Consider the following 13207-nt stretch of genomic DNA (forward strand, 5'->3'; position numbering starts at 1 on the left):
CAATGAACCAAAAAATTTTTATTTAAAAAACAATCGCCCAAATATAGCAGGAGGCAGGAGGCAGGAGGCAGAGGGCAGGAGGCAGAGGGCAGGAGGTAAAACTATTGCTAACTCTCTTCTTTCACTCTTTCCAAATGTCCTAACCTGTGTGACTACGGCTATATTGATACTGTATTGATATTCTTACATGACTATTACGAAAGTTTTTTGACGCTGAAAATTTTGTTTTATTAAAAGGCAGGCCAGAAGGTCTGCCTTACAAAATTAAATTTATTTGTTGTCAGTCTCTTAATGACTACTTACTAAACTGAACTCAGTTGTTTTTTCAGGATTGGCTTCTGGACTATCAGCTTCAGAAGGTGGAACTAACTGCCAGAATTTTGGCAAAAATTCTTGCCAGTTTTGCAAAATTTTCTTCGCCTTTGGTGAACCAGTGCGTTCTGCATGAGTTTGGATTAACTCTTGCAGTTGCTTTGCACCTACTTCGGTAATCACGCGCTGAATTTTGACAATTTCCGGGTTGACTAACTCACGAAATGAGTCGTCTTCATCCAAAAAGTATGCCAATCCACCAGTCATTCCCGCGCCTACGTTACGTCCTACTTTGCCGAGGACGACAATCACACCACCTGTCATGTATTCACAGCAGTGATCCCCAGCGCCTTCAATCACTGCAATGCCTTTGGAGTTTCTCACAGCAAAGCGCTCTCCTGCTAGTCCGTTAGCAAATAATATGCCACCAGTAGCACCATAGAGGCAGGTATTGCCAACTATCACGTTTTGTGATGCGTTATAGGTAACATCAGTTGGAGGTTTGATGATGATTTCACCACCATGCATCCCTTTACCTACATAGTCGTTTGCTTCTCCTTCTAGACTCAGAATTATGCCGGGAAGGTTGAAAGCACCAAAACTTTGTCCAACACTACCTGTAAAGTTGAGATTAATTTGTCCTTCAAAGCCACTATCACCATATTGAGAAGCGATCGCACCCGCTAATCTTGTGCCCACTGTTCTGTCAGTATTGATAATTGGGTAAGTCTTGGTGACAGTAGATTGATCCCTAATGGCAGCCTGAATTTCGGGATCGGCAAGGAACTTGTCATCCAAAACCACGCCGTTGCTATGAACTTCTTCATGCACCAACCAGCTACGATTGTCTCTGCTATTTGGTAGCTGAAGTAAACAGTCGAGATTGAGCGATTGCGTTTTGGTAAGTTTTACCTCTGGGCGCAGTTTTAACAAATCTGCACGTCCAATGATTTCTGACAAAGAACGGTAGCCAAGCCGTGCTAACAAACTACGCACTTCTTCGGCAATGAAGTAGAAGAAGTTGACAACCTGTTCCGGTATTCCCGTAAACCGCTTACGAAGTTCTTCTTTTTGGGTAGCAACACCCACAGGACAGGTATTCATGTGGCAAACTCGCGCCATTATACAGCCTTCAGCAATCATGGCGATGGAGCCGAAACCAAATTCTTCACCACCCATCAATGCACCTATTACCACATCCCAGCCACTCTTGAGTCCGCCATCTACGCGCAAAATCACGCGATCGCGCAAGCTATTTTCCATTAAGACGCGATGCACTTCACTTAAACCGAGTTCCCAAGGTGAACCAGCGTGTTTAATCGAACTTAGTGGCGATGCACCTGTACCACCATCATGACCAGAAATCTGGATGATATCAGCGTTTGCCTTGGCTACACCAGCTGCGATCGTGCCAATGCCAACTTCTGCAACTAGCTTCACCGACACCTTTGCTTTAGGGTTAATTTGGTGCAGATCAAAAATCAGTTGTGCTAGGTCTTCAATAGAATAAATATCGTGGTGCGGTGGTGGCGATATCAGCGTTACACCTGGTTTGGAGCGCCTCAACATTGCAATGTATTGGCTCACCTTTGGGCCTGGCAGTTGTCCACCTTCCCCAGGCTTGGCACCTTGGGCAATTTTGATTTCAATTTGTTTGGCGTTGACTAGGTACTCTGGCGTCACACCAAAGCGTCCCGATGCAACTTGCTTAATCGCACTATAAGCTCGATCGCCATTCTGCAATCCTTTTAAATGAGGTAGGGTTGGCGAGTGACCAGACTCGTCTACATCATCTAAAACTGTGTAGCGCACTGGATCTTCGCCGCCTTCTCCAGAATTTGATTTACCGCCAATCCGGTTCATGGCGATCGCTAAAGTTTCATGGGCTTCTCTTGACAAAGCGCCTAAAGACATGCCACCTGTGCAGAAGCGCTTGACAATCTCATATATCGACTCGACTTCTTCTAGAGGAACCGATGGAACATCGCCTTGAAAATCCAGCAAGTCTCGCAAGGCTGTTACTGGTCTGCCTTGGAGGTGCTTTTTATAAACTTCGTAGTGGTCGTAGTTTTTACCATCTAGAGCCTTATGCAGCGCCTTAACCATTTCTGGGCTATTCATGTGGTACTCGCCGCCAGGACGGTACTGCACAAAGCCCAGGTTTTCTAACTTCTTGGTTGTTAGTTCTGGGAAAGCTTTGACATGGAAGGAAAGGACTTCATCAGCGAGTTCGGTAACACTCAAACCACCGATACGGGAAGTCGTACCACGAAATCCGAGTTCGATTAAATCTCCACCAATGCCAATCGCTTCAAAGATTTGGGCTGCTTGATAGCTGGAGAGCAGAGAAATTCCCATTTTGGAGAGAATTTTTAGCAAACCTGACTCTACTGCTTTGCGATAATTTCCTAAAGCTTGTTCTAGGGTGAGGGTGGCAATTTTTTGCACACCCATTAACTTTTGAGTTTTGGGTTCAGACCACCAATCACGCACCGTATCTAAAGCCATATACGGGCAAACTGCACCAGCACCATAGCCAATCAGACAAGCAAAGTGATGGGTACTCCAGCATTGAGCAGTATTCACAATCAGGGATGTTTTCATTCGCAACCCCTCGCTAATCAGATGGTGATGCACAGCGCCGACTGCTAACAAGGGGGGAATGTAGGTGTATTCCGTGCTGATACCCGCATCAAGAGAGCTTGAGGGGATCTGGTCGCTTAATATTAAAATCTTTGCACCTGCGCGGACTGATTCAGCTGCTTGTGCTTGCAAAGACTGCACTGCGGTTTTCAATCCTTCTGGGCCATTAGCGATCGCAAACAGAGTTGACAACTCAGCCGTGGCAAATCCTGACAGCTTAATCGCCTCTAATTCACCATCCGTCACCACTGGCGATTCGAGTTTTAATCTGCGAGCATATTCTGGCTTCGGTTCTAATAAGTTACCCCGTTCACCCAATTCGACTTTCAGAGACATTACTAGCTTTTCCCGCAGGGGATCGATGGCTGGATTTGTCACCTGAGCAAAGCGTTGTTTGAAATAGTCATAAAGCAGGTGTGGCTTTTGTGATAGCACGGCTAAGGGAATATCATCACCCATGCAGAAAGTCGGCTCAGAACCTGCGATCGCCATTGGATGAATCACCATTTCTACATCTTCTGTGGTGTAGCCAAAGGCAGTTTGACGCTGAAGTAAGGTTTGCTTGTCAATTTTGTCACTTGGACTATGCCCGTTACCATTTTCAGTAGCCAAATGTCCATTTCCATTCACATCTGACGATTGACTACTGACAATTTCTTTGAGTTCTTGACGGTACTTTTGCAACCATTCCCCGTAAGGGTGCTGCTTGGCGATCCGCCCTTTTATATCCCAATTTTTCAGCACTTCATGATTTTCTAAATCCACGGCGATCATTTGCCCTGGGCCGAGTCTACCTTTCTCGACAATATCGGCTTCTGGAAAGTCCACCACACCAGCTTCGGAAGCTACAACAATGTAATCATCTTTGGTGATCACGTAACGAGCTGGTCTTAAACCATTACGATCTAGTGTTGCACCAACTTTTTTGCCATCGCTGAATACTAAAAGTGCTGGCCCATCCCACGCTTCTTGCAAACCACTGTAATATTCGTAGAAATCAACAATTTCTGGAAATTTATGTAAAGAAGGCTGATTTTGATAAGCCTCTGGAACCATAATCATTAAAGCTTCCAAGGGGCTGCGTCCAGAACACACCAGTAATTCCACTACGTTGTCTAGGGTAGCTGAGTCACTGTTATCAATATGAACTAATGGCTTGAGTTCGTCGATGCGATTGTTCCATACAGGATGATTCAGGCTAGCTTCTCGTGCCATCATCCAGTTGATGTTACCCAATAAGGTATTGATTTCGCCGTTGTGACCCAAAAGCCGCATCGGTTGCGCTAGGGGCCACTTGGGCATGGTATTGGTACTAAAGCGGCGATGATAAACAGCAAAGGCGCTTTTGTAAGCTGGATTTTTTAAATCGTCGTAAAAGCTGCCCAAGACAGCAGAACGCACCATGCCTTTGTAGACAATTGTGCGACTTGACAACGAACAGATATAAAATTCTTCTGAGATGTTAGTTGCAGCTTTACTAATTCGGCGGCGGGTAATGTACAACTGCCGTTCTAATTCATCACCGCTTTTGTCAACGGAAGCTAACAAAACTTGTTCAATCTGGGGCTGATTTTCTCTTGCTTGTACCCCTAATAAATCAGATTGCACTGGCACTACTCGCCAACCCAATACAATTAATTTCTCTTCAGCAGCTACTTGCTCAACAGTCACCCTAGCTTTTTGGGCAGCTTGCTGGTCTTGTGGTAGAAATATCATCCCCACAGCTGTGCGATCGCTAGATGGAAATTCCTTCCCCCTTTGGGCAAAGTTTTGTTGGAACAACTCCCAAGGAATTGCTGTCAATACTCCAGCACCATCTCCAGAGTCGCGATCGGCGCTACAACCTCCCCGATGTTCTAAGCAGGTTAAAGCAGCTAAAGCTTTTTCGACAATTTCGTGGCTGGTATGATTTTGGCGATGAACAATAAAACCTACACCACAGGCATCTCGTTCTTCCACTAACCACTTTTGCCCCTGATAAGTATCTCTTGAAACGTTGATATCCGCTGTGATTTTCTGGTTTTGATTCATCGGTTTATTATTCATACCCTGTTCCTGAAGTATTGAGTTACCAATTTCGCCATTACATTGTGGGGAAAAATTTCTAATTTCAGCGATGGAAAAATATATAAGCACCGAAATTTAAGGAAAAAAAATTTTAACTTCGGTTTTACTTTATCAGTTACCCGTGTTAAAATAATTGCGTATTTTTTATGTATTTATGCGGTGTTAGACAAGTTATTTGCGCCAAGACATTATTTTTGCCCTGACAGTTTCTTTTTTATATTTTGAAGTTAAGTATTTTCTCAATCCCTTTTTTCCAGATGCACACTAGCTACTTACCGAGCCGATTTTTTGGCTTACCTGAAACAAAACTAAATTAAAACGCTGTACTATGTTCTAAAGCCAAAATCATCCCGATCCAGCAATAAAATTAGCGTATTACAATAGATACCCATTTGACAATTCCCAAATATTTTTGTTGTCTAGAATTTTGCCGCTTTCCAGTTGCCGCATGTATTACTATTAACTAGACATTACTGAAGTAATCATATTAGCAACATTCAGCCTGGATTAAATATTTTAATCCAGTTTTGATAACCAAAACTACCGTATATGGTGTGGTTAAAATTAGTGGGAGTTAAAAAAACTTGATTGCAGTGGCTTTAGCGTCTAAATCAATTAATGTGTGTTCAAAATAGATAATTAGCCAATATATAGATTATCATATTTATTTAAAAATAAAGTCATGCTTTCTTCATATTTCCAAATAATTGGTTAGTTTATATCTTGGGTGGTAGTTTTCAAAAGTAAGCTGTTCCACATTTAACTTGCATATATTGGGCGGGCGAGACGCCCACCCCACAAGAAATGTACAATTTCAGATTATGCAAACTAGATGTGGTTTAGCTTACCTAGTAAATTATGGTAAAAATGCCGAATTGTTGCCAATCAGTGATTCGCGATGGCTCCGTCAACGCCAAGGGCGAGCGCAAGTTTTTTCGGGCTACTGTGTCACCAATACTTTTAACAGTACTGTGCTTAATTACTACCTATCCTATTAACGCCGAGGAGTCTCTAAAAACCACAAAATTAACACCCAAGTTAATCTCACAGTCACCTGCACCTTCTTTGACAGGCGCGGCATTTTCTGGTAATCAAATTTCCCTTAATGGTCGTACTTTACCAGGAACTTGGTTACAACAGCCTGGAAAATCTGGCCAGGTGACAACTAATATTAGTGATGGGGCATTTAGGCAATTAATTGGAGTAAATTTCCTAAACAGTAGTAATTCCGCGAAGCAACCAATACAGTGGTTTTCGTCGTTGACACAGCCATTAGTATTAGCTACCAGGCTAGTAGGGGCATATCGCTATTTGGATATCACTAATTTTGCTCAAATATCTGGATGGCAAATTCAAGCTAATGGCAATACTTTGCTGATTTCTACCCCAAAAACACAAATCACAAATATTGTTCCGAGTCAAGAACCTCCAGAAGCGAGTGCCCCTTTGCAACAGACTCGGATTCTTGTCGATTTAGATCATCCCACTCCTTGGCAAGTTGCACAAGGGTCAGCGATCGCCAAACTGCAAACTCCGTCTTCCGATCCAGACACGCCAACTCCAAAATCCACTACACCACCAAATAGACAGTGGACAGTTACCCTAGATGGAATAGCCGATCCTGTTTTGATAGAACGCTATACTCCCCAGCCACCAGTAGCACCACCAACATTGCTGCCAAACCTGCTTAAACAATTATCACCAGCTATACCAACGCAACCAATACCACCAGTTCTTGAACCGCTGATTCAAAAAGTGGAGGTGGTAAAAAACCAAACGGTTATTAGTCTGAGTGTTCCTTTTGGTCTATCGCCTCAAGTTAGTACTGTCGCTAACCCCAATCGTCTAATTATCGATATTCGACCCGACCCTTTAGAAGAGCGGGATATTACTTGGGCCCCAGGATTGCGCTGGCGACAGCATTATATCAACTTAGGCACAGAACGTTTTCCGGTAGTCTGGTTAGAAGTTAATCCCCGCAAATTTGGGCTAATTTTGAAACCTATGTGGGCTAGTCCTGATGGACTTGTGGGTACTGCTCCCTTAATTCAAACAGCACAACGTTATTTAGCAGTAGCTGGAATTAATGGTGGTTATTTTAACCGCAAAAACAGATTGCCATTGGGTGCAATTCGTCGGGATAGTCAGTGGTTATCAGGCCCAATTCTTAACCGGGGTGCGATCGCTTGGAATGATTCAGGCCAATTTTACTTCGGTCGTCTCACCTTGGAAGAAACTTTAATTACAGCAAATGACCAGCGCCTACCAATTCTATTTCTCAACAGTGGCTACATCCAAAGTGGCATTGCTCGTTACACCTCAGCTTGGGGATCAACTTACACACCCCTGACAGATAACGAAATTATCCTAGTAGTACAAAAAGACCAAATTATTAGTCAGTTACCAGGTGGCAAAGTTGGTACGACAGCAGTTCCAATTCCCCAAGATGGCTACCTGCTAACTTTACGCGCTAACGCTACTATTGCTGCCTCTGGGCTACCTATTGGAAGCGCAGTAAGTATTTCCAGCGCTACTATTCCAGCTGATTTTAGTCGTTATTCCCACATTATTGGTGCTGGGCCGCTATTAGTCCAAAATCGTCAAATTGTCCTTGATGCCAAAGGCGAAAAATTCAGTAATGCCTTTATTGCCGAAAAGGCTATTCGTAGCGGTATTTGCATAACAGAAACAGGTACAGTGATGATTACTGCCACACATAATCGTATTGGCGGTTATGGCCCTAATTTGGCAGAACACGCTCAATTGATGCAACTCATGGGCTGTGTGGATGCTTTAAATTTGGATGGAGGTAGTTCTACCAGCCTTTATTTAGGAGGGCAACTACTCGACCGATCGCCCAGTACTGCTGCTCGTGTTCATAACGGAATTGGTATTTTTCTGCAACCACGATCGTCAGGAAATAGAGAATAGAGAAAAAACTCAATTAACAATCCTCAATCCCTAATTTTTAGTCACTTTTTAAAGTTTAGAACAAGCTATCATTTTGCTTGATGAAGACTTGGTGTAAACATCAGAATTTTAGTAGTGATACTTTACACCATCAGGTTTGATTTTGCTATGTTTATCAAAGTGCGACAAAATTGCTGATTTTCAAGGTTGCAAGATAGCGCCAGATTTTTGATCAATAGTTAAGAATATCAACGGTTTGTTATGTCTTCAAATGAGGTAACTATGGCTCGATATCAAGAAACTACACAGACTGAAACTCTACACCTCCCTCCAAACATAACTTCCAGGGGCATCGCTGCAACTGAATTACGTCCTTGGGGTGCTTTCACAGTTTTGGAAGAAGGGCGCGGATACAAAATTAAGCGCATCGAAGTTAAGCCAGGACACCGCCTCAGTCTACAAATGCACCATCACCGCAGCGAACATTGGATTGTCGTCTCTGGTACAGCTAGAGTAGTTTGTGGCGAGAAAGAAGTACTACTGAGTAATAACGAGTCAACTTATGTACCCCAATGTACATCTCATCGTTTAGAGAATCCTGGCGTTATCCCCTTGGTATTGATTGAAGTCCAAAATGGCGAATACTTGGGAGAAGATGATATTATCCGCTACCAAGATGACTATGCCCGTACCAAAGATTAAAATCAAAAGAACGTTATCAAAGCTCTGATCCCAAAGCTGAATACATTTTTGTGTAAACCGTTTTTGTAAACGAACTATTACACCCCAGAAGTCCCTACCTTGTTAAGGTGGGGACTGAAATATGTTAGTGTTATAAATGTAGTAATTAGCGATCGCGCTCATATAGCCGTAGTCACACAAATTAGGACATAAGGATGGGGTGAAAGAAGAGAGTTACCAATAGTTTTACCTCCTGCCCTCTACCTCCTGCCCTCTGCCTCCTGCCCTCTGCCTCCTGCCCTCTGCCTCCTGCCCTCTGCCTCCTGCCCTCTGCCTCCTTCCTCCTGCTATACCTTCGGTGATTTGGAATTTTGTACAAGCAAAGGTCAATCCATCTGTCAAAATAGAAGATGGGGTATTCAATTGCAAAAAACGAGTTCCATGATTCATCTGAGTCAAGCAGCCATAAGTGAGATTGGGCGAATTAAGTCCAAGCAGCCAAATGTCTTGTTTCGATTGGCAGTAAAACCAGGTGGTTGTTCTGGATTCTTTTATGATATGTGTTTCGATGAAGCAATAAAAGTTGGCGATCGCGTTTTCGACTTGGATGAGATTCAAGTAGTCATCGATGCCACAAGCTTAAATTACCTCAACGGTTTGAGGATAGATTATTCAGAAGACTTAATGGGTGGTGGTTTTCGCTTCCACAATCCCCAGGCGATCGCTACCTGTGGTTGTGGCAATTCCTTTTCTGTGAGTCCTTAGTGATTGAGCATTAGTCAAAAAACAGATGTTCAATCATTAAGGAAAAATAACAATTGACATAAAGCCATAAAAAAAGATATAATCAGGATTTGTTAAAACTTAGACCATAAGCAGCTTTACGCGCTGTAACTCATGCCAACAATACAGCAGCTAATACGAAATGAACGCGAACAAGCGCGTCAGAAAACCAAGTCCCCTGCTCTGAAACAATGTCCCCAACGTCGGGGAGTTTGTACCAGAGTATACACGACCACACCAAAAAAGCCTAACTCAGCTTTACGCAAAGTAGCAAGAGTTAGACTTACCTCTGGATTTGAAGTCACAGCTTACATTCCAGGGATTGGTCACAACTTACAAGAACACTCAGTTGTGATGATTCGTGGCGGTCGGGTTAAGGATCTACCAGGCGTGAGATACCACATCATCCGTGGCACCCTAGATACAGCCGGAGTCAAAGACCGCAAGCAAGGCCGTTCCAAGTATGGAACCAAGCGTCCTAAAGTAGCGAAAAAATAAGATTAGGCGGTTAATCGCATCCAACACGATTAATCGTCTACCTTAAAACGCTGAAGGGCAAAAAAGGAGCGCCGTCTGTGTTCTAACAGTAGCTATAAAGACTGCAAAAGTCTGTTTGAAAAAATTAAGCAAGCTACATCTACACTAAGCGAGCAAGTGTAGAAGTTATGAGGAGAATGCTGTAATATACAGCGAGTTTCTCATCTGAACATTAAAGTTTATAATCTTGTGCCTTGAGTATTTAGTTGCAAGTAGCAAGTCAATGAATTTTAGATTTTAGGTTGGCGATCGCGTAGCTTTAGCGATTTATTGAGCATCTTTTGGATTGGTCGAACCTACAAGGAAATGAGGCTTATAGATTTTTGATTTGTTCAGATGTTTGTATTCAGAACATATACCGAAAACTTTTAATCCAAAACTCGGCGTTGCGCCAGAAGGCCAACAAAAGGTGCGACCAAAATCCCAAATTGACAATTAAGAAGTCAGCTTTGCTGCAACGGTCGAAAAAATTGAGGAAGTCTGAGGGTTGGGTTCTACCGCTTTTAGTTTCCGGTGTCTGATAGCATATAATTTCGTTGCCAATTCCGAATTAAAGGTGAAGTATGTCTCGTCGTGGTGTTATTCAAAGGCGCCCAGTTCCGTCTGACTCCGTATATAACAGTCGCCTTGTGAGCATGATTATCAGACGGATCATGCGTCATGGCAAAAAATCACTTGCCGCACGCATTGTTTATGATGCATTAAAAACTATTGAAGAACGCACTGGTGCTGGTGCTTTGGAAACTTTTGAAAGAGCAGTGCGGAATGCTACGCCTTTAGTAGAAGTAAAAGCTCGGCGAGTAGGGGGAGCAACCTACCAAGTACCAATGGAAGTGCGTACAGAACGAGGCACTACTTTAGCACTGCGTTGGTTAGTGCAATATTCCCGGTCAAGACCAGGCCGGACAATGGCTAGCAAATTGGCAAATGAACTGATGGATGCTGCTAACGAAACAGGCAATGCCATTCGCAAACGCGAAGAAACGCACCGGATGGCAGAAGCTAACAAAGCATTCGCACATTATCGTTACTAAGTAAAAAAGCGATATATCGTCTTGCCGAAGCGGTATATCGTGGCATTTACACAAAAAGACGGTTTTCCGTAAAAGTATAGAATCTTAACAAAGAGTAATATACAAGATATCATGAGGCAAAAACTGTAGGAGGTAGCTGTGGCACGCACGATCCCGCTAGAGAAAGTACGCAACATTGGTATTGCGGCGCATATAGATGCGGGCAAAACAACAACAACAGAGAGAATATTATTTTACTCTGGGATAATTCATAAAATTGGCGAAGTTCATGAAGGAACTGCCGTCACAGACTGGATGGAGCAGGAGCGGGAACGGGGAATTACCATTACTGCTGCTGCGATCAGTACCAGTTGGAAAGATCATCAAATTAACATTATCGATACTCCAGGTCACGTAGACTTCACAATTGAAGTTGAGCGTTCCATGCGCGTGTTGGATGGTGTGATCGCAGTATTTTGTTCTGTGGGCGGCGTGCAACCGCAGTCTGAGACAGTGTGGCGGCAAGCAGAACGCTACAAAGTTCCTCGGATAGCCTTTATCAACAAGATGGATCGCACCGGAGCGAACTTTTATAAAGTTCACGACCAAATCCGCGATCGCCTGCGAGCAAATGCGATCGCCATTCAACTACCAATCGGTAGTGAAAACGACTTCCAAGGTATTGTTGACCTTGTAGGGTTGCGTGCGTATATTTACGCAAATGATCAAGGAACCGATATCCAAGAAACCGATATCCCGGAAGCATTGCAGGCGCAGGTAGACGAATTCCGCACCAAGCTAATAGAAGCCGCAGCCGAAACAGATGATGCTCTGATGACTAAGTACTTCGAGGGCGAAGAACTTACAGAGCAGGAAATTAGAACTGCCCTGCGTAAAGGCACAATTGCGGGGACAATTGTACCAGTACTTTGTGGTTCGGCATTCAAAAACAAAGGCGTACAGCTGATGCTAGATGCCGTTATCGATTACCTGCCAGCGCCAAGTGAAGTACCGCCAATTCAAGGCTTACTGCTCAATGGCGATACTGTTGAGCGGCGGGCTGATGACAACGAACCCCTAGCAGCTCTGGCATTCAAGATTATGGCTGACCCTTACGGTCGCCTGACATTTGTTCGTGTTTATTCTGGTGTCCTGAAAAAGGGCAGCTACGTTCTCAACGCTAGTAAGAATAAAAAAGAACGGATTTCTCGCTTAGTTCTCATGAAGGCAGACGATCGGCAAGATGTCGATGAACTGCGAGCGGGTGATTTGGGAGCAGCTTTGGGATTGAAAGACACCTTGACAGGTGACACGCTTTGTGATGATGGATCACCAGTAATTCTGGAATCTCTATTCATTCCTGAGCCTGTAATCTCGGTAGCGGTTGAACCCAAAACCAAAAACGACATGGACAAGCTGTCCAAGGCTCTGCAATCTCTCTCAGAAGAAGACCCCACCTTCCGTGTCCGCGTCGATCCGGAAACAAACCAGACCGTGATCGCGGGAATGGGAGAGCTACACCTAGAAATTCTAGTAGACCGGATGTTACGAGAATTCAAGGTGGAAGCGAATGTAGGTGCCCCACAAGTAGCTTACCGAGAAACAATTCGGAAAGCTGTGAACAAAGTTGAGGGCAAATTCATCCGCCAAAGTGGTGGTAAAGGTCAATACGGTCATGTTGTGATCAATTTGGAGCCTGGAGAACCCGGTACTGGCTTTGAATTCGTTTCCAAAATTGCTGGCGGTACAGTGCCTAAAGAGTACGTTGGCCCCGCAGAACAAGGAATGAAAGAAAGCTGCGAATCTGGTGTTCTAGCTGGATATCCGTTGATTGACGTTAAAGCGACGCTAATTGATGGGTCATACCACGATGTAGACTCTTCAGAAATGGCTTTCAAAATCGCTGGCTCAATGGCGATGAAAGAGGCTGTGCTAAAAGCTTCACCTGTCATCTTAGAGCCTATGATGAAAGTTGAAGTTGAAGTTCCTGAAGACTATATGGGGAACGTCATTGGCGACCTCAACACCCGCCGAGGGCAAATTGAAAGCCAAAGCACCGAAAAGGGACTCGCTAAGGTAACATCCAAAGTTCCACTGGCGAGCATGTTTGGCTACGCCACTGATATTCGGTCAAAAACGCAAGGTCGGGGTACCTTCACGATGGAGTTCAGCCACTACGAAGAGGTGCCTCGCAGCGTAGCTGAAACTATCATTGCAAAAAGCAAAGGGAACGCTTAGTTAAAATAAGGAAATGAGTATTC

At 43.9% G+C, this 13207-nt stretch carries 7 protein-coding genes; 6 read left to right on the forward strand and 1 reads right to left on the reverse strand.

Features of this window, described 5'->3' with window-relative positions; genetic code table 11:
- Nucleotides 1–288: 288 nt before the first annotated feature.
- Nucleotides 289–5001, reverse strand: coding sequence for a glutamate synthase large subunit (gene gltB / locus V7K79_RS13930; RefSeq protein ID WP_335048479.1), 4713 nt, complete (start codon nucleotides 4999–5001; stop codon nucleotides 289–291).
- A gap of 888 nt (nucleotides 5002–5889) precedes the next feature.
- Here gltB and V7K79_RS13935 point away from each other — a divergent pair.
- From V7K79_RS13935 to fusA, 6 genes are all read left to right on the forward strand, one after another.
- Nucleotides 5890–7953, forward strand: coding sequence for a phosphodiester glycosidase family protein (locus V7K79_RS13935; protein ID WP_335048480.1), 2064 nt, complete (start codon nucleotides 5890–5892; stop codon nucleotides 7951–7953).
- 261 nt (nucleotides 7954–8214) lie between these two features.
- Nucleotides 8215–8634: a cupin domain-containing protein gene (locus V7K79_RS13940; protein ID WP_335048482.1), complete on the forward strand. Its 420-nt coding sequence runs from the start codon at nucleotides 8215–8217 to the stop codon at nucleotides 8632–8634.
- A 420-nt stretch (nucleotides 8635–9054) separates the two neighbouring features.
- Nucleotides 9055–9378, forward strand: coding sequence for a HesB/IscA family protein (locus V7K79_RS13945; RefSeq protein ID WP_335048484.1), 324 nt, complete (start codon nucleotides 9055–9057; stop codon nucleotides 9376–9378).
- Nucleotides 9379–9510: 132 nt separating this feature from the next.
- Nucleotides 9511–9894, forward strand: a complete 384-nt coding sequence (gene rpsL / locus V7K79_RS13950; protein WP_334815629.1) for a 30S ribosomal protein S12 — start codon at nucleotides 9511–9513, stop codon at nucleotides 9892–9894.
- Nucleotides 9895–10496: 602 nt separating this feature from the next.
- Nucleotides 10497–10967: a 30S ribosomal protein S7 gene (gene rpsG / locus V7K79_RS13955; RefSeq protein ID WP_069070112.1), complete on the forward strand. Its 471-nt coding sequence runs from the start codon at nucleotides 10497–10499 to the stop codon at nucleotides 10965–10967.
- A 138-nt stretch (nucleotides 10968–11105) separates the two neighbouring features.
- Nucleotides 11106–13184 (forward strand): elongation factor G, encoded by a 2079-nt coding sequence (gene fusA / locus V7K79_RS13960; RefSeq protein ID WP_335048486.1) that lies wholly within the window; start codon nucleotides 11106–11108, stop codon nucleotides 13182–13184.
- Nucleotides 13185–13207: the final 23 nt, after the last annotated feature.

The organism is Nostoc sp. (assembly GCF_036917575.1).
In the GTDB taxonomy this organism is placed as follows: Bacteria; Cyanobacteriota; Cyanobacteriia; order Cyanobacteriales; family Nostocaceae; genus Nostoc.